The following is an 18,325-nucleotide window of genomic DNA, read 5'->3' as shown; positions in this document are numbered from 1 at the left end:
TTCGTATGCCCGCCAGGGATCGCTATCCGCACCTGCCTAAAGCGGTTGAATACGCCCATATTGGTTGGGATTTTTTCATTTTAACGCTGGTAGTGATTAATCTCTCACTACTGCTGTTTGATTCGCTGTTTCTACTCGGCCCTATTAACCAGGGCATCGCCAATCTCGCACCCGGTTTTCATACTTTCTACGATGACGTGATTCATAGCCGCTTCATCACCATCGACTTGATATTTGTCAGCTTTTTTATCGCCGATGTACTGCTGGGCTGGTCAATCGCAATTGCCGAGCGGCGCTACCACCGCTGGTTTTTCTACCCCTTCGTGCACTGGTACGACGTGCTGGGCTGCATTCCCCTCGCGGGCTTCCGACTACTGCGTATTTTACGCGTTGTATCGTTAATCAATCGGCTGCATCGCCTCGGCATGATTGATGTTACCCACTGGTACATCTATCAATTTGTGGCCAAGTATTACGACATTCTGCTTGAGGAGCTTTCCGACCGCATCGCCCTGCGCCTGTTGGGCAATGTACAGCAGCAGATACGCGCCAGCGACTCGCTCACCGAGCGGGTCATCGACCGTGTAATCATGCCGCGCAAGGCACAGCTGATTCATGAAATCGCCCAGCGTTTGGAAAATACCGTCGGTAAGGCCTACCAGCACAATCGTCAAGCCATCATGACGGCGATCAGCGATTTAGTCAGCCGCACGCTACGTGAAAGTCCTGAGATTCAACGCCTGAACCGCCTGCCCATGGGGCAGCAGGCCACCAATGCAATCCAAGCATCACTCAGCGGTGTTGCCCAGCGGCTAGTCGATGAACTGGTACTCGGGATTCACTCTGAGGAGTTTAGGCAGTTGGTCGAGCGCACCGCCGACAGCGGGTTTGATACTTGGCTGACGGTTGACGAAGGCAGCGATCGGGTAACCGAGCAGGTACTGTATGACATCCTCGAGATGCTCAAAGATCAAGTCAGCCACCAGGGCTGGAAAGATCGTTATGAATAATCACTGCACTGACCAACCCTTGCCCGGCCGCCTGCGTTGTGCTGATTTTAGATTAGCCTGAAACCACGCTTAGGTTGATAACACTCTAGCCGCAGCGTAGGTCGTTAATCCTATCTTGATCATCAAGATGAATATTCAAACGATCCGGGCGGTGATCCATGGTGGCCATATTACCAGGGCGCAAAACGCGCACCTGTCGAGCACCGCTATCACTTTGTAATTGCGAAACGTTAGCCTCGTCGAAGGGCTCACCGATAGCGGATTGAATAGCGTCCAGATCACAGCTGGCAGGCTGTTCATCACTGGAACTGTTCGGCGTTAACGTCGGCGGCGGTGGCGCTGCGTCTACGTCGTCGTTGGCAGGAGAGATTGGCATTTGGGAACTAACGCAGGCCGTTAGCAGCAGCGCACAAGCGCTAACAGCGGCAAATTTAACCAGCGCAATACAGGGTTTCATCCTTGAATCTCCAAAAAGTAGGTTATGGGTATAGGCTATAAAACCCCACGGGCCAAGCGTTAGCCTAGCCCGTGGGGTACTATTTTTATTACTTTAAAACGCAGACTTATTTATTCAGCTGCCTCTTGGACGGCTCTACCGCCCTCTTGCACATCCTGGCCAGCGCCAGCAATGGTGTTGCAACCGGTTAGAACACCCGCTGTCATCAGCAGCATAAAGCTCATGGCCAATAATTTTTTCATTTTCCGTTCTCCTTAACGAGTCATTCAACATCGGGGAACTCCACTGGCAACTTAATTTGCCACTTGGGAGTTTTTTCAGGGTAACAGCGTTTTGGCAATCGCGCTCGCTTTCCCTACTTCACTTCGCGGCTGCTATGCTAACAATTATTTAAACCGCTGCCTGGAGCCTATCATTTGATCAAATTCGAGCTAGATGAACGCCTTGCTGCTGACACCTTCCCCATCGCAGACCTGCCGTTAAGCCGCGTGCTGTTGATGAATGACGCGCGCTACCCCTGGGTGGTTCTAGTACCGCGCCAGGCCTCTATCAGTGAAGTATTTGCGCTTTCTGCCGACGACCAGCAGCAGCTGTGGCGTGAAGCCACTCTGCTAGGCGAGGCAATGAAAACAGCGTTTAAAGGGGACAAAGTCAACATTGCCTCGTTAGGCAATGTGGTTAGTCAACTGCATGTACACGTTGTGCTTAGACGGCACAGCGATGCAACTTGGCCAGCACCGGTATGGGGCAATGGCAGTCCCGAAACCTACGATCTGGATGGCCAGGCACAGCTACGGAATCAGCTGTTGGCACTTATCAATGGGCTTGATGTGTAGACCACATCTACCCCGTTAATGGGTGGCCTTGCCGCGCAGGCGGGTCATTGAGAAGCGGCCCACTGGCAGGCTGTGCAACACCCGCCACGCTTAGCGAAATCCCCAGCACTATTATCAGCGCACCGCCAGCCAGAGCCACCCAGCCGGTAGTTTTTTGTACACCGCGCTGGCTGTACTGCTGCTTGGATAAGCGCCGCTGCGCCCAGCCGCGGGCAAAAATGCTCGCCAGGGCGAGCGCTGACACAGTTATCCCCGTGCCGATCGACATGGCCACTACCGATGCCACGCCCACCTCAAATTGACCCAGCAAGCTGGCCGCCCCCAGCATTAATACCGCTCCGCTACAGGGGCGCATACCAATGGCACCGACTGTCATCATCGCCGTTCGCCAATCTAACGCCTGATGCGGCTCAATATGATGAGCACCACCACAACAGAGGCTGTGGTCATGGCCCTGGCTATGTTCGTGGTTTGGATTATGTTCATGGCCTGAGCTGTGCGAAGGAGCCACTCGCTCCGGCTGATAGGCTTGCCGCAACTGCTTGAAGGCCCGCCAGCATAGCCAAGCCCCTAACGCCGCCACCAGGAGAAAACTAGCCTGCTCTACCCAGGCGACGCTACCCATGGCTTGGCGGGTTACCCAGCCTAGGCCATAAACCAGCACAACGACCAGCGCAACGGCGGTCATCCCTTGCAGTAAAGAGGCCGCAAAAGAGAGCCCCAAGGCACGCTTTACCGCACCTCCGTGGGTGGCTAGGTAAGTCGCCAAGACGGCTTTACCGTGCCCAGGCCCAGCGGCATGAAACACGCCATAGGCGAAGCTGATACCCAGCAGGCTTACCCATGTCGCCATGGTGGGCGTGCGTGACAGTTCGGTAATCGCCAGCGTTAGCGAACGGTGAAGATCACGCTGCCAGCCAAGGAGTTGATAGCTCACACTCTGCAGCCCACCTTGCCAAACGACTATCATCACAATGGCGCTTAGCAGCAGCAAAGCCGGCATTATACCGGCGTGTCGTGTGAAGGGCCGCGTTAAAGACATCGTACCGCTCCAAATAGAAAAGGTGGCAAACAAAAGACGTTATAAGGTAACGCGGAAATAAATTCGCACAACACCATTTGGCCGCGAGCAGCGGCTAACGGCAATCAACTTGGCCGGTTTCAGCAAAATAACGGCCCAACCCAGGTTCGCCACTTTCGTCTTTATCCAGCAGTGCGGCCTGCATCACCCGTTCAGGGTCAGGATCGGCAGGCAGAATCGCAAGTTCGCAGGCGGGCTCACCGTGAAGCATCAGCGCATTGTCGCGCGGCTGACCGCCTTCTTCTTCGTGCACGACTTCTAAGTAATACGTAGGGTCGAATACTTGGTAAGTTAAGGTAGCGTCGGCCAGTGACTGCGGGGATTCAAGCGGTAAAATAAACATAAAGATTAGCCGCCCATCGCGCTCCATCGCGGTGTATTCACTCACTTCACCCAACCCTTGGCGCTCATTATTGATACGCACTTCGGTCATATAATGCTGCTTAGCTAGGTTATCGCGTATCTCTTTACCTAGCTGATCCAGCCCTTCTTCAAGACTGGCGTTGTCTACCTGCTGCAGCTCTTCAAAAACGACCAGGCTATAGAACGGATCCATCCGCCAGGTTTGATGCAGGCCACTCACCGCGCCCTGATCGTCGGTGATGACCCGCACGCTTAGGTCGATCCAACCGTGGGGGTGAGCGCTTGCTTGAGGGCTAAGTAGTAGATTACCCATGCCTACCAGCAGCGCTATAAAAGCACTGAGACCCGTACTCTTCATGGCGCAACTCCCAATTTAACCTGCAAGTCGACAAGCCAAGGGTCCAGCACATAAGGCGGCAACGGCTGATTACCGCGCTGCGCCGATAGGCGCACGCGGCTACGACTTCCTTCTTCGCTCACCTGAAGCTGCAGCCGATATTCGGGCCACCGGGCCAGAGACGCTTCAGCTCGGCCCAGTGAAAGATCGGCATGACGAACCACATAGCCTTGTTCGATCATCAACTCAACGGCTTCACGAAACGTCTCTTCAGCAGGGGTAGGGTACACCAGCTCACGAGGTTCCGGTGGCGGCGTTGCCGCACAGCCCGCCAACCCAACGAGCAGACTCAACAACCAATGGCGTATTTTCATAGCGGACTCCCGGATGCTGGGGCGCTTTGTTCAAAGCGGGCCTGGAAGCGCCGGCAGAAGTCATCGTTGCTAGCGCTGTACGATTCGCGTAGATCGCCCCAGTGGTCGAAGCGGCGAATATCGCGCGATATGCGCACATTCGAGTCGTTGACCAGCAGTGATACACGCTCTACCTCCACCGGCGGCTCGCCTACCCCGCCACCAACGCCAAAACTGCTACCTATACCGAACCCTACACCTGAACCTCGGCCGATACCCAAACCACCAAAGACCCGCATCCCACTCCCATAGCTATCGTCGTACCGGTCATAGTAGCCGTGTAGCGGGCGCTCGCGACTGGCGCTGATCAAGCCTAATGTGGTATCGGTGGAGTCTAGGGTAAATCCCCATTCGGTTAACACATCAACGCTGGTTTCTAGCGCTGCCTCCGCTGTCGTGGGAAAGTAACAAGAGGCGGCAGGCGCTGGCTCCGCTTTTGGCAGGCGATCAGGGACCGTCTGGCAGCCAGCAAGCGCCAGCAGGCAGGTTAAACTGATGGGTATTGACTTCATGTTAGGTCCTCTAACGGTCGCGGCCGCTGGTTTACCGCTGGCTAGGCTCGCCATAATGGCTGTATGTGATGACAATTTTTTGCGGAGATCGTGCCTATGAACGTGCTGCTTTGCCCCGATAGTTTCAAAGATGCGCTGAGTGCTCAAGCGGCGGCTTCCGCCATGGCCCGCGGCGTTCAGCGCGCCGCGCCAGATGCGCAGGTACATCTCTGCCCGCTGGCAGACGGCGGCGAAGGCAGTTTAGACGCATTGATCGCCGCCACTGGCGCCGAACGACGCCAGCTAACCGTTCAAGACGCCCTGGGTCGTCCTCGCCAAGCGGCCTGGGGCTGGCTTAGCGACCAGCGTACCGCGTTTATTGAACTGGCAGAAGCCAGCGGCTTACAACACCTTTCGCCCGATGAGCGCAGCGCCCTGCATACATCGACCTTTGGGGTCGGCGAGCTGCTGCGCGCAGCCCTCGACCAAGGGGCTGAAAAAGCGCTTCTGTTGCTGGGCGGCAGCGCCACTAACGATGGCGGTGCCGGCATGCTGCAGGCGCTAGGCGTCCAGCTACTTGATCAACACGACCAGCCGCTGGCCCGCGGCGGTAGCGCCCTCAACCGACTGACCAGTTTATCGCTTGATACCCTGGACCCGCGCCTAGCGAGCTTGCGCGTGGAAGCCGCCGTTGACGTCGATAACCCACTGCTTGGTGAACGCGGAGCCACCGCGGTATTTGGCCCACAAAAAGGCGCCTCGCAGGAAGAAGTTGAACTGCTTGACCGCGCGCTTGGCCATTTCGCTGACGTGAGTGCTCGTGTATTAGGCGCTGACTACCGAAAGCTGCAGGGCGCCGGAGCGGCAGGCGGTATGGGGTTTGCGGCGCGGGCTTTTTTGAACGCCAGCTTAAAACCGGGTATCGAGATGATTATGCAGCAGGCCAATATGGCCACGTGGCTGGCCGAGGCTGACTTGGTGATTACCGGTGAAGGGCGCTTAGATGGCCAAAGCCTGGCAGGCAAAACGCCGATTGGCGTTGCCCGGGCTGCTCAACGCCTCAATAAGCCCGTTATTGTGCTTGCAGGTAGCTTAGGTGACGGCTGGCAAGCCTGCTTTGACGAAGGCGTCACGGCTGCATTTGCCCTTGCCGATGGCCCCATGACACTAGCAGAAGCGCTTCCCCGCACCGCCGAGCTACTGGAAACACGCTGTGAAAGCCTGCTTCGGCTATGGGGACAGAGACCTTGAAAAACGCCTTAGCCGCCAGCATTAAAGACTAATGATTAATAGACGTTGTCCAACAGCTAATAGGCTTGTAATACCATGAGACTATGGTGGCAATGCAAAACAACTTTTTGCGTTGCGCTAAGAGCCTCCTATTCTGTAGGCACGTATTAACCCGCCGCGCTGCGGCATCGATAGGGAGCAGGATATGACTGATACTAATAGCATTGGTTTACATGAAGGTAGCGCGAGCCAGCTCGCCGAAAAGCTTAACCACCTGCTGGCCAACTACCAAATTTTTTATATGAACGTACGTGGTTATCACTGGAACGTGCGCGGTAACGACTTTTTTGAACTGCACGCCAAATTTGAAGAGTTCTACACTGATCTACTCGCCAAAGTTGACGAAGTGGCTGAACGTATTTTGACCCTTGGCCACAAGCCCGTACACGCCTACAGCGACTATGTAACGCTGTCGCGCATCCAGGAAGATAAAGATGTCCACGATGGCACTACCTGCGTCCAAGGGGTGCTGAAAGGTTACCAAACGATTATCGAGCTACAGCGCGAGCTTTTGTCGATCGCCTCAGACGCCGACGATGAAGGCACTGCGGCTCAGGCGGGTGATTATATTCGCGAGCAGGAAAAAACCATCTGGATGCTCAACGCCTACTTAAGCAAGTAAGTGTTAAGCAACTAAGTCTTAAGCAACTAAGCGCGCTCTTGTAGCACAAAAACGGCACCTCCTTTTTTCGGGTGCCGTTTTTTATGCGCGTCAGCTAGGATTCAAGAACTAGCGTTGATCGGCAAGCTCTTCAATCAGCGCCCGTAGCATCAACCAGAACTCTTCAACCGAGGCTAGCTCCACCCGCTCATCCGGCGAGTGGGCGCCGCGAATCAGCGGACCAAAGGAGATCATGTCCAGGTGCGGGTACTTACTGCCTAAAATGCCGCATTCGAGACCAGCGTGAATCACCTTGACTTCCGGCTCGCGGCCCAATAATGCGGCGTGCCGGGCTTTAAAAGTCGCCAGCAGCGCACCGTTGGGATTCGGCGCCCAGCCTGGGTAGCTGTTTTCGACTTTTACCCGCGCGCCAATCAATCCAAACAAGGCGTGAAAGCGATCCGACATGGCCACTACCGCGCTATCGTGCAGTGAGCGCACCAGTGCGCAGAGGTGCAGCCGCCCCTTCTCAAGACTTAATACGCCCAGGTTGTTGGAGGTCTCCACCACCCCCGGCACATCGGCACTCATCCGTTCGACTCCGCAGGGAGCCGCGTGAAGCGCTGCTACCAACATAGCGCTAGCATCAAGCGTTAACGGCTCGGTTTCGGGCACTTCAGTCAAACGTTGGGCGCTGATGCTAAGGCCGCTATCACCGCTGCCTAATTCTCTTAACAGGATCGTTTCCAGACCAGCGATAGCCACCATGGCGGCATCTATTTCGTCGGCGGGCAGCGCTACTTGGGCAAAGGCTTCCCGGGGGATTGCATTGCGCAAGGTGCCACCGTGGTAGCTAATCAAGCGCGCATCAAACGCCTCAAGAGAGCGCAGCACTCTGACCAGTAACCGGTTGGCGTTACCCAGCGGTTTATGGATATCCATGCCGGAGTGGCCGCCTTGCAGGCCGGTCAGGGCAATCTCGATCACCTCCTCGTGGTCGCCAGCGGCGGCGCTGGGTAGCTGGGCATCGACTTCAACGTCGGCCCCGCCCGCGCAGCCAATATACACCTGGCCACGATCCTCACTATCCAGGTTGAGCAGCAGCGAGCCCTCTAGCCAATCTTCGGCCAAGTTCAGCGCGCCGCCCATGGATGTTTCTTCCTCCAGGGTGAACAACGCCTCCAACGGTCCGTGGCGAAGCTCGGGGTCTTCTAATACGGCGAGAATCGCCGCCACGCCCAGGCCGTTATCCGCCCCTAGGGTGGTGCCATCGGCGTGTAGCCAGCCGTCGGCGACATAGGTGCTGATTGGGTCACGGGTAAAATCATGCGCGTGACTGCTATTGGCCTGGGCCACCATATCCAGGTGGCCCTGGAGGATTACGCCAGGCGCTGCTTCACAGCCGGGAGTAGCCGGCTTACGCAGTCGTAAATTACCAAAGGCGTCACGGTCGTGGGTAAAGCCCTGGGCATCGGCCCAAGCCTCAAGAACGGCAACCAGTGCAGCTTCGTGGCCCGAGGGGCGTGGTGTATTACACAGCGTACGGAAGTGGCGCCAAACCAAGCTTGGCGTCAGCGCTTCAAGATGTGCGTTCATGGCGACTCTTCATTATAGGCAACCGGTCTACTTTACCTTCCTGGGCTTAACAGGAAAAGCATGCCGTGGATGATAGAACTGTTCGGCCAAGGTGGCCACCACCTGACGCAAGAGGCGAACCGCCTCATGGTGGCTACTCGCCAAAGGCACGTTTTGAAACGCCCATGCAGCCAGCTGCTGATGCAACGGCTGGTGGGCTTGAGTTAAAGCGCAGTGGCTTACTTCACGGGCCAAGGCTTGCAACGCGTCTCTTGCCAGAGCCGGATCGCGATGTGCCGTGGCCACATCCGTTACGTCTTGCCACTGGCGGGCACAGAGCGGTGCTTGAGGCAGGCTTGCCAGCAATAAAACGACCACCGAGGCGGGTAGCGACCTGAGTTCAAACGCCAGCAGGTTGGGTAAAGCCACCTGGAAACGCTGCTTAAGCTCCATCAGCACGGCCTCGCCCTGAGCATTCAGCGCTTTCGCCACCATCACCGCAAACTCGCCGGTCGCCGTTTCGCGGCTAATTCCTAAACGTACCGGAGCAAAGCCCTGTGCCAGCCAAAACCGTAGCAGTGACGCCTCCGCGCCAAAGGTCGCGCCATAAAGTACCACGCCCTCCTGCCTGGCGGCCGCCGTACCTTCGTCAAGCAGTGCTTGCCCTAACCCTTGGCGCCGCCGGTCAGGATGGGTAGCAATACGCACCACTCGCCGCCAGTGAGCCTTCAATGCGCCACGGCACCCCGCATGCGTGGCGAGCGACTGCGCCAATAGGTGCCCCTGGGGGCGGCGTTCACCGCGGGCCACCTGGTCGGCAAGGGCTGACTCAAAACCGCCCTCATCACGAGTAACCAGCACCGCCTGAGGTTCGCCTGACTGCTCCACCATACGTATCTGCGTGCCTGGGCCATCAAGTAGCTGGCGCAAGTCGTTGGGCGAGGTGCGGTAGTGCGATTGCACCAGCAGCCCAAACAGTTTTTCCAGCGTGGCATCTTGGTGGGCAAGCCAGGCGCGGTCAACAAGCGTAGACGCCAACGTCCTAGCCTCTTGCTGTAGGGCCATTGGCAGCGGTGCTTTTAACAGCAGCAGTTGATTGACCACGGTTTCCAGCGGATCACCGCTACGCCAGCGAATAGGCGCGTGAATCTCCAGTGCTTTCCATTGCGGCGTTAACCGCTCAAGAGTAGCGCGAAAACGGAGCGCAAACCCACGCCCGGAACCTTCATAGCCGTGCACTGTGGTCGCAAAGGCAACGCGTGGAAAAGCCGTTAGCCACTGACCGAGTAGCGCCGCGGGGATGGCTGCCGCTTCATCGACCATTAAATAGCTGCCAGCGCCCCCCTGCTGCTGCGCCTCGACCTGCTCGGTTAAGCCATCCGGCGGTAAAAACACCAACTCGCTGCCCTGGGAGAGCACAAAGCGGCCAGGCGCCGCTCGCTGGCCATCAGGGCAGAGTGCCGCCACCCGCTCAAATACGCTCTCCACGGCGCTGAGCCGCGGCGCAGTTAGCACAATACGCTGGGTTTTACGTTTCAGCAGCCGCGCACAGGCGATACCCAACGCCGCGCTTTTGCCGCGTCCACGGTCTGCGGTTATCACCAGCGGCCGTCGGCGCTTCAAACCAACCAGCTGGGCCACCGCGTAGGCCTGATCTGAGGTCCGGCAGTCGCTATCACCAACACTATCGCCACTGGTGGCGCAGTGTGCATCACTGGCAGGAAGCCACGGGAGGTGCGGCAGGCAGCCAGCCTTCCAGCGCACAACCTGCGAAGAAGCCTGCAGCTGACGCGCCAGCCGGGCTAGATAGTGACTGGTTAAGTCAGACCAGTGCCATGGGTAGTCGGCAAAGCGTGCGTAGTCCGGATCAGGGGCATTTCCCCACGGCTGCGGCGTGATCAGCACCAGAAAACCACCCGCTGTCAGTGTTCCCGCCAGGGCACCTAACGCTTCGGGGTCAAACCCTGTGCCGTGAGTATCCATCACCACCAACTGGTGTTCGGCGCCCAAGCGCGTGCGCACCTTGCGCGGTGAAAGGGCCGGCAAAGGTGAGGCGTTTTCATCGCCTACCCATAGAGGCGCCTGCCAGGGGCGGGCCTGCCATAAAGCCTGTGCGATAGCGTGGCACTGCTGAGCGTCGCCGCTTAGCCATACCAGTTGGCGCCAGCTACGGCGGGCTAGGCGATGTGCATGATGAATCAGCGTCGCCACCGAGCGCGCATGGGTACTATTGTCTGCCAACGCTGCCGTCTCCTTTCATCCTGCCTTATTGTTTGGCATTACCGTTTGCCCAGCCGCTGATCACATGCCGTTTAGCGTCTTATTCACACGCCTTCTGTTTACAACTTTGGTTTAACTGTTTAACTGCTTTCAACGTTTTTAGCCTGGTTAGCCGTCAGCAATGCATCTTAACCTTCTCTCTAAGCAATTGTTTGTTAAAAAATAAGTAATTTTTGGAGCAAAATGTTTGAGAAACCGCTGCTTTTGTGGATGTTGCGCCGCAGTGGGCTTACTGTGCTAATTTAGCTATGCAGCGTTTTAATCCTTGTTTACGTAAACGTAACCCTGTGCACTTTCTTGCATTCGGGTAACAAACACAACTAACGCCACACGCCAAACTAGGAAACACACCATGAAAAAATCGACCCAATTCGCACTCACTAGCCTCGCAGCAGGCGTCGCCTTTGCTGCCCTAGCCACCACTGCCCACGCTCAAGAAGAGTGGACAATGACCACCACTTGGCCAGATAACTTAGACCTAATCAAAATTGATCAACATTGGGTCGAGTTAGTCAACAAACTGGCAGGCGATGAGCTACAAATCAATTTCCGCGCGGGCGGCACGCTGATGCCGGGTACCGAGGTGTTTGACGCAACGGAAACCGGGAGCATCGAAGCAGCTGGCGACTGGCCGGGCTATTGGGCGGGCCTTAACCCAGCGTTTTCGCCGCTCGCCACCACCACCAGCCTATTCAACGGCGTTGACTACCTTAACTGGATTCAACAATGGGGTGGCCGCGAACTGTACGAAGAAATCTATGGTCAGTTCAACATGGTTTATCTGCCCTACGGCATCACCAACAATGAATCGGGCTTTATGGGCCGCACCCCCATTGAGAGCATTGCCGATTTAGATGGCAAGCGTCTGCGCCTTTCGGGCCGCGACCAGGGCCGCGTGTTGGAAGAGCTGGGCGGTTCCCAGGTCACCTTGGCAGGTGGCGAAGTCTACCAAGCCATTGAGCGTGGCGTTATCGACGCAGGCGAGTTTTCTACCCCCGGAGTCGATTACAACGCAGGCTTTGCCGAAGTCGCCGAGTATTGGGCAACGCCGGGCTGGCACCAGTCGGCCAGCGTTTTTGGGGTGATGATTAACCAGGACGCCTGGGACGCGCTTTCCGAAGATACCCAAGAAACCCTTCGTATTGCTGCAGATGCCACCATGGCGTGGTCACTGGCCTGGTCCGAGCGCCAATCAACCGAAGCCACACAGAAGTTTATTGATGCAGGTGTAACAATTAACCAGTTCTCCGAGGAGGACTTGGCGCGCATTCAGGAAGTTACCAATGAGGTAATCCTGCGCGGCGCTTGCGAAGACCCCGACCACGCCAAGGTGTACCACTCAATGATTACTTATATGCAGGAGTATGCCACTTGGCGCGACGTGTCGGCACCCTACAACATGAGCCGCGTGATGGATGACCTGCCTTCGCTGGAAGAGATCGAAGCCTGCCTATAAGACGCTTGTGTGGCGCCTCGGCAATGTTTGCCGAGGCGGTTGTTTGTGCTGACCGGTTTGTGCTGACCGCGGAGATCTTCCATGAATGCGATTGCCAAGGCGATTGATGCCATCAATGAAACGCTTGGGCGTATTGTCGCCCCGTTGATTGTCATCATTACCCTCATTGTGCTTTTCGACATTGCCTCTCGGTTTGTGTTTGGGCGCCCCAGCGACTGGGCCTTTGATGTGACCAAAATGCTGTTTGGCGCCCATTTCATGCTAATGGCGGCCTATGGGCTACGCCACCATGCCCATGTTGAAGTCGATGTACTCAAGCGCTTACTGTCTCGTAAAAAGCAGGCTGCGCTTGAGCTGCTCGGCTATCTGATCTTCTTTGTCCCGTTTATATGGATGTTGATCACCCTGGGCTGGAGCTTCTTTGAACGCGCTTGGAGCCGCGGCGAAACCACCTACGGTATGGTCTCAATCCCCGTCTACCCGATTAAAGGGGTGATTGTAGTCGCCGCTGTGCTGATTTTGCTGCAGGCCATTGCCATTGTGCTGCGCGCTATTATGGTGCTGCGTGAGGAGACACCCGCATGAACCTAAGTCCTGAAATGCTCACGCTGGTGATGTTCGGCGGGCTGTTAGTGGGCCTTTTTATGGGCCATCCACTGGCCTTTGTGCTCGGCGGTGTCGCCGTTATCGGCGCCTTTCTTGGTCCCGGTGAGCGCATCCTCGGTACCCTGATCAATAATATTTTTGGCAACGCCATGGACAACTACGTTCTGGTGGCAATACCACTGTTTATTTTGATGGCACGATTTTTAAACGACTCCGGCGTCACCGAGAAGATGTTTGACGCCATGCGCTTGCTGTTAGCCAACCTGCGTGGCGGTTTAGCGCTGACCGTGGTGATCGTGTCGGTGCTGCTGGCCGCCACCACCGGCATCGTGGGCGCCTCAATTGCGGTGATGGGCATGATTGCGCTGGTCCCGATGCTCAAGTATGGCTATAACAAAGAGCTCAGCGCAGGCGTGATTATGGCCAGCGGCTGTTTAGGGATTTTGATTCCGCCCAGCATTATGCTGATTTTGATGGCCAGTTACTCGCCGGTATCGGTGGGTGCGCTGTTTGCCGGCGCGTTAGTTCCGGGTCTGCTGCTGGGTACTATGTATGCGCTTTACGTGTTGATCATTTGCTATATCAAACCCCACTACGGCCCCAAGGTACCGGCGGCAGAGCGTGCAGAAGTCAGTACTAAACAACTGCTGATCATGCTGGCGAAGTACGTAGTGCCGCCGATGTCGCTGATTTTGGGCGTACTCGGTGCGCTGTTTACCGGCATTGCCACCGCTACCGAAGCTTCCGCGATCGGCGTATTGATTGCTTTCATCCTGTTTATGATCTTTGGTGACCGCAAAATCACCACCTGCTTCTGGACAATGGTGGAGGCGGGCAAAACCACCACCATGGTGATGCTCGTATTAGTTGGGGCGACGGCCTTTACCGGCGTGTTCTCTCGTGGCGGCGGGATGACCGTGATCAGCGAACTAGTGCTGGCCATGCCTGGCGGCACCGTTGGCGCGCTGATTCTAATGTTGTTCCTGGTGTTTATCCTAGGCATGTTCCTCGACTGGACCGGCATTGTACTGCTGAGTTTCCCGATCATGCTGCCTATCGTCGAAGCCATGGGCGTGGATATGCTGTGGTTCGTGGTGATGGTGGCAGTGGTGCTGCAGACGTCCTTCCTGACGCCACCCTTTGGCTATGCGCTGTTCTACTTGAAAGGGGTGGCGCCACCTGGGGTCGAAATCGTCGATCTGTATAAAGCAGTCGTGCCCTTTGTCGCGTTGATTCTGCTGGCGTGTACGTTAATGGCCTTCTTCCCCTGGCTGGTGACTGGCCTGCCCAGCATGATGGTCGGTTATTAAGCGAACAACTCCAACAGCGGATAGGCGGATGAAGCTGCAGCAGTGCAGCGCCAATGCTACTATTCACGCCCGACAGCGTGTCTCATTCGGCGTTTGCTGCGCCCACTTCCGCTTATTCAAGGAGAGTTCGCTTGCTCAGAACAGGTCGTCGCGGGCTATCCGCCGTCTCCGCTTCGCTTGGCCGTCGTACCAGCCCCTGGTCGATTGCGCTAATGGCCGTTGCATTTATCGTTGCGCTACCGGTGCTGGTGGTATTCGCTCATATCGTTATGCCCACCGACGGTGTTTGGCAACACTTAGCCAGCACCGTCCTTGGTCGTTATTTGAACAACACTTTTTGGCTGGTGATGATCGTAGGGCTCGGCACCTTAATCATCGGCACGGGCACTGCGTGGCTGGTGGTGATGTGCCGCTTCCCCGGTAAACGACTCTTCGAATGGGCCCTGCTGCTTCCACTGGCGGTGCCCACCTACGTTATTGCCTATGCCTATACCGATTTCTTGCAGTACGCCGGGCCGTTACAAAGCCTGCTACGCGAAACGTTTGGCTGGGGGTATGGCGACTACTACTTTCCCAATATTCGCTCCCTGGGTGGCGCCGCAACGGTGATTACCCTAGTGCTCTACCCCTATGTCTACCTGCTGGCACGCGCCTCGTTTTTAGAGCAGTCGGTCTGCGTGCTGGATGTGGGTCGTACTTTAGGCCGCGGCCCCTGGAAGCTATTTGCCAGCGTCGCCGTACCGCTGGCACGCCCAGCGCTGGTGGGTGGAGTATCGCTGGTATTGATGGAGACGCTGAACGAGTTCGGTGCCGTTCAGTTCTTCGGTGTTGATACCTTCACCACCGGTATTTACCGCACCTGGTTTGGCATGGGGGAGCAGGTAGCGGCGGCGCAATTGGCGGCGTGCTTGCTCACCTTCGTGATTGTGTTAGTGCTGCTTGAGCGCTGGTCCCGGGGCAAGCGGCGCTACTTTCATACAACCAATCGCTATCAACAGTTGCCCGAGTACGCACTTTACGGCTGGCGAGCCGCTGCGGCAACGCTAGCCTGCTTGGTGCCGGTGCTGGTGGGCTTTTTACTGCCCAGCGGCATTCTGCTCAATTTAGCACTGCAAGGCGGCGATTCACTTTGGGGCTCGCGCTTTATCGGCTACGCCTGGAATAGCCTGGGACTGGCAACCGTGGCCGCACTGATCGCGGTGGGCTTGGCCGTTGTGCTGAGCTACGGTGTGCGCATGCACGATACGACGTTTGCTCGGGTGGCTTCTCGAGTCGCTTCCATGGGCTACGCAATTCCGGGTTCAGTGGTCGCCGTGGGCATTTTGATTCCGTTTGCCTGGTTGGATAACGCCCTCAACACCTGGTTAAACAACCAATATGGCTACATCGTTGGCCTGATCTTCAGTGGGTCGGCGTTTATCTTGCTATACGCCTATGTCGTGCGCTTTTTAGCAGTCTCGTTCAATGCGGTTGAGGCGAGCTTAGGCAAAGTGACGCCGAGCATGGATGCCGCCTCGCGCACTCTGGGGCAAACGGCGGGAGGCACGCTGCGCCAAATTCATACGCCATTAATGCGCAGCAGCCTGTTAGCGGCAGGAATTTTAGTCTTCGTTGATGTCATGAAGGAACTGCCCGCGACGATTATTCTACGGCCGTTTAACTTCGATACGTTGGCGGTCCGCGCACACAACCTGGCATCCGACGAACGGCTGGCGGAAGCCTCCACCGCCTCACTCACCATCGTGGTGGTGGGGATTTTGCCGGTTATCTTGCTGAGCCTGGCCATGCGACGCGCACGGCCAGGCAGTCAGGCTTAGTCGGTGACTGCCGACCAGGACCTGTTGACGTTCAATGTGTCGAGCGAGGGAAAACAAACACCTGAGAATGGTCCAAGTCGATGTCGATCGGCTGGCCTTCCTGGGGCAGAAAAACCCCCGGTACGCGGGCATGCAAGTGCGCCTCCAGGCCCCCTTCACTATGGGCGCAAAGGTGAATCAGGCTAGTGCGCCCTAATAGCTTTGCCATCACCACGTGGCTGTGGCTGTGTGCTTCAGCTGGCAGGTCACGTGCTTGGATGCGCAGCGCTTCGGGGCGAATCATAATGTGCGCGTCGCTCCCCTCGGGCAGCCAACTGGCGTCCACGACCCCGAGTGGCGTCTGCACTTTCCCACCCTTCACAGTCCCGTTTAGCTCATTGACATCGCCAAAAAACGTTACTACGAAAGGATCGCTGGGCGCGCAGTAGAGCTCCCGCGGGGTACCTGTTTGAATAATTTTGCCATCCCGCATCAGCGCGATGCGATCAGCCATAAACATCGCTTCTTCAGGGTCGTGGGTCACCAGCAAGGTAGCCGAGCCAAGCTTCTTTAATACGTGCAGCGTATCATCACGAATGCGATCACGAAGCCGCGCATCCAGGCTGGAAAACGGCTCATCCAACAACATCAACCGGGGCCTGGGGGCAAGGGCACGCGCCAGCGCCACACGCTGCTGCTGCCCGCCTGACAGCATGTGCGGGTAGGTCTCGACATAGTCCCCCATGCCTAACTGCGTGAGCAGCTCAACCGCCCGTTCGCGGCGCTGCTGGGAAGGCAGGTGTTTCAGTCCGAAAGCAACGTTTTCCAGCACGCTTAAGTGAGGGAACAACGCTGAATCTTGGAAGGCCAGTCCTACGTTGCGCTTTTCCGGCGGCACGTGTCGCTTACCCGGCGCCGCAATTGACACTCCTTCCAGGCTAACCTCGCCCTTCTGAAGCACTTCCAGCCCCGCCGCAATTCTCAGCAGTGTGGTTTTTCCACAACCCGATGGCCCTAACAGACAAACGACTTCCCCGGGAGCAATATCTAAATCGACCCCTTTGACGACTTGATTCGCCGCAAACGTGTGCTGGACACCGCGCAATGACAGGGTCTGCTCATGAGTTGCAAGATCAGAAAGTGACACAGTTGCCGTCATTTTTTCACCACTGTTTCGTTCGCATTATGCGCAGCTAACGCAATACAGTTGCGAACACGGTTGCAAGTTATTTGTATTCTATTTTTTATTGCGATGAGATGCACGTCTAGCGCTTTCGTTGAATGCGGTTGGTTAGCATTCAACTTGACCTCAACGGGTAGAAGCGCTTGAATACAAGACGGTGATAATGCAACTTATTATCAAAACCATAGGGAGATATTCGTAATGACAAAAGCACGCCTGACGCTATCAATCGCCGCCATTCTGGCCGGCTCCGCCGTTGCTAGTAGCGCACTGGCCAACGAGCTTAACCTTTACTCCGCTCGCCACTACGACTCTGACGAGCGCCTCTATGATGCTTTCACCGAAGAGACCGGGATTGAAGTCAACATCCTTGAAGGCGACTCCGACCAGCTGATTGAACGCATTCAGCGCGAAGGCGTTGCCAGCCCTGCCGATGTCATGATGACCGTCGATGCGGGTCGCCTATGGCGCGCGGAAGACGAAGGTATTTTCCAGAGTGTCGAGTCCGATACTCTTAACGAGCGGTTGCCTGAATCCATGCGTCACCCTGACGGCCTATGGTTCGGTTTTAGTCAGCGCGCAAGAGCGATTTATTACAACCGTGAAAACTTCGACCCGAGCCAGATCGAAAGCTACGAAGATCTCGCCGACCCGCAGTTTGAAGGCCAGGTTTGTATTCGCTCTTCCAACAACATTTACAACCAGTCGCTACTGGCCTCAATGATTGAGCATCACGGCGAAGAGGGTGCCGAAGAATGGGCTCAAGGCGTGGTTGATAATATGGCGCGAGACCCCGAAGGTGGCGATACAGACCAAATTCTGGGCGTTGCCAGCGGCGAGTGCGATATCGCAGTAGCGAACCACTATTACTACGTACGCCTGCTGAAATCCGACGACGACGCTGATCGCGAAGCCGCTCGTAAAGTCGGCATTATCTTCCCCAACCAGGATGGCCGCGGCACACACGTCAACGTTGGCGGCGCCGGCGTGGTTGAGGGCGCACCTAACCGTGACAATGCCGTTCGTTTCCTTGAGTACCTAGCGTCCGACACGGCTCAGGAAATCTTTGCTTCTGGCAACAACGAATTCCCCGTGGTTGAGGGCATCAAGAAAGATCCGGTACTGGAATCTTGGGGCAACTTCAAAAAAGACGACGTCAACATCAGCATTCTGGGTGAAAACAACCCCGAAGCGATCCGCATTTTTGATCGCGTCGGCTGGCGTTAAGCGTTAACCCTCG

Annotated in this window: 18 protein-coding genes; 9 read left to right on the top strand and 9 right to left on the bottom strand. The window is 56.5% G+C overall.

Going from position 1 to position 18,325, the window contains the following annotated elements; translation table 11 throughout:
- Positions 1-5 precede the first annotated feature (5 nt).
- The gene (locus tag RZA33_RS00220; protein WP_317505838.1) at positions 6-1,010 is read left to right on the top strand and encodes an ion transporter; all 1,005 of its coding nucleotides are present in this window, start codon (positions 6-8) and stop codon (positions 1,008-1,010) included.
- A gap of 85 nt (positions 1,011-1,095) precedes the next feature.
- On the opposite strand, the gene RZA33_RS00215 is transcribed toward RZA33_RS00220, so the two are convergent.
- Positions 1,096-1,467, bottom strand: coding sequence for an I78 family peptidase inhibitor (locus RZA33_RS00215; protein ID WP_317505837.1), 372 nt, complete (start codon positions 1,465-1,467; stop codon positions 1,096-1,098).
- A 110-nt stretch (positions 1,468-1,577) separates the two neighbouring features.
- Entirely contained in the window at positions 1,578-1,709 is a 132-nt protein-coding gene (locus RZA33_RS00210) for an entericidin A/B family lipoprotein (protein WP_317505836.1), read from the bottom strand.
- A gap of 174 nt (positions 1,710-1,883) precedes the next feature.
- Between RZA33_RS00210 and RZA33_RS00205 the strand changes: the two genes are divergently transcribed.
- The gene (locus RZA33_RS00205) at positions 1,884-2,303 is read left to right on the top strand and encodes an HIT domain-containing protein (RefSeq protein ID WP_317505835.1); all 420 of its coding nucleotides are present in this window, start codon (positions 1,884-1,886) and stop codon (positions 2,301-2,303) included.
- 7 nt (positions 2,304-2,310) lie between these two features.
- Here RZA33_RS00205 and RZA33_RS00200 read toward each other — a convergent pair whose 3' ends face one another.
- The 4 genes from RZA33_RS00200 to RZA33_RS00185 form a co-directional block, all read right to left on the bottom strand.
- Positions 2,311-3,345, bottom strand: a complete 1,035-nt coding sequence (locus RZA33_RS00200) for a nickel/cobalt transporter (protein WP_317505834.1) — start codon at positions 3,343-3,345, stop codon at positions 2,311-2,313.
- Positions 3,346-3,439: 94 nt separating this feature from the next.
- A complete protein-coding gene (locus RZA33_RS00195) occupies positions 3,440-4,060 on the bottom strand; it encodes a DUF1007 family protein (RefSeq protein ID WP_416337833.1) in 621 nt (206 codons plus the stop codon).
- 41 nt (positions 4,061-4,101) lie between these two features.
- Entirely contained in the window at positions 4,102-4,458 is a 357-nt protein-coding gene (locus RZA33_RS00190; protein ID WP_317505832.1) for a hypothetical protein, read from the bottom strand.
- Positions 4,455-5,009: a hypothetical protein gene (locus RZA33_RS00185; protein WP_317505831.1), complete on the bottom strand. Its 555-nt coding sequence runs from the start codon at positions 5,007-5,009 to the stop codon at positions 4,455-4,457. The genes RZA33_RS00190 and RZA33_RS00185 overlap by 4 nt, the downstream gene beginning before the upstream one ends.
- 96 nt (positions 5,010-5,105) lie before the next feature.
- Here RZA33_RS00185 and RZA33_RS00180 point away from each other — a divergent pair, with 96 nt between their 5' ends.
- Positions 5,106-6,239, top strand: a complete 1,134-nt coding sequence (locus tag RZA33_RS00180) for a glycerate kinase (protein ID WP_317505830.1) — start codon at positions 5,106-5,108, stop codon at positions 6,237-6,239.
- 184 nt (positions 6,240-6,423) lie between these two features.
- A complete protein-coding gene (locus tag RZA33_RS00175; protein ID WP_317505829.1) occupies positions 6,424-6,900 on the top strand; it encodes a Dps family protein in 477 nt (158 codons plus the stop codon).
- A gap of 108 nt (positions 6,901-7,008) precedes the next feature.
- On the opposite strand, the gene RZA33_RS00170 is transcribed toward RZA33_RS00175, so the two are convergent.
- Both RZA33_RS00170 and RZA33_RS00165 read right to left on the bottom strand, forming a co-directional pair.
- Entirely contained in the window at positions 7,009-8,475 is a 1,467-nt protein-coding gene (locus tag RZA33_RS00170; RefSeq protein WP_317505828.1) for an aminoacyl-histidine dipeptidase, read from the bottom strand.
- 27 nt (positions 8,476-8,502) lie between these two features.
- Positions 8,503-10,695, bottom strand: coding sequence for a tRNA(Met) cytidine acetyltransferase TmcA (locus tag RZA33_RS00165; RefSeq protein ID WP_317505827.1), 2,193 nt, complete (start codon positions 10,693-10,695; stop codon positions 8,503-8,505).
- A gap of 391 nt (positions 10,696-11,086) precedes the next feature.
- Here RZA33_RS00165 and dctP point away from each other — a divergent pair, with 391 nt between their 5' ends.
- From dctP to RZA33_RS00145, 4 genes are all read left to right on the top strand, one after another.
- The gene (dctP, locus tag RZA33_RS00160; protein WP_317505826.1) at positions 11,087-12,190 is read left to right on the top strand and encodes a TRAP transporter substrate-binding protein DctP; all 1,104 of its coding nucleotides are present in this window, start codon (positions 11,087-11,089) and stop codon (positions 12,188-12,190) included.
- Between the two features lie 81 nt (positions 12,191-12,271).
- Complete coding sequence (locus RZA33_RS00155; protein WP_317505825.1) at positions 12,272-12,775, top strand: TRAP transporter small permease subunit; 504 nt, start codon at positions 12,272-12,274, stop codon at positions 12,773-12,775.
- Entirely contained in the window at positions 12,772-14,106 is a 1,335-nt protein-coding gene (locus RZA33_RS00150; RefSeq protein WP_317505824.1) for a TRAP transporter large permease subunit, read from the top strand. Before RZA33_RS00155 ends, RZA33_RS00150 begins: the two co-directional genes overlap by 4 nt.
- 212 nt (positions 14,107-14,318) lie before the next feature.
- Positions 14,319-15,923, top strand: a complete 1,605-nt coding sequence (locus RZA33_RS00145) for an iron ABC transporter permease (protein WP_317506202.1) — start codon at positions 14,319-14,321, stop codon at positions 15,921-15,923.
- Between the two features lie 31 nt (positions 15,924-15,954).
- On the opposite strand, the gene RZA33_RS00140 is transcribed toward RZA33_RS00145, so the two are convergent.
- Positions 15,955-17,061, bottom strand: coding sequence for an ABC transporter ATP-binding protein (locus RZA33_RS00140; protein ID WP_317505823.1), 1,107 nt, complete (start codon positions 17,059-17,061; stop codon positions 15,955-15,957).
- 225 nt (positions 17,062-17,286) lie between these two features.
- Here RZA33_RS00140 and RZA33_RS00135 point away from each other — a divergent pair, with 225 nt between their 5' ends.
- Positions 17,287-18,312 (top strand): Fe(3+) ABC transporter substrate-binding protein, encoded by a 1,026-nt coding sequence (locus tag RZA33_RS00135; protein WP_317505822.1) that lies wholly within the window; start codon positions 17,287-17,289, stop codon positions 18,310-18,312.
- Positions 18,313-18,325: the final 13 nt, after the last annotated feature.

The sequence above is a fragment of the Halovibrio sp. HP20-59 genome (assembly GCF_033052795.2).
Classification (GTDB): domain Bacteria; phylum Pseudomonadota; class Gammaproteobacteria; order Pseudomonadales; family Halomonadaceae; genus Vreelandella.
This window is presented reverse-complemented; position numbering and strand designations above follow the sequence as displayed.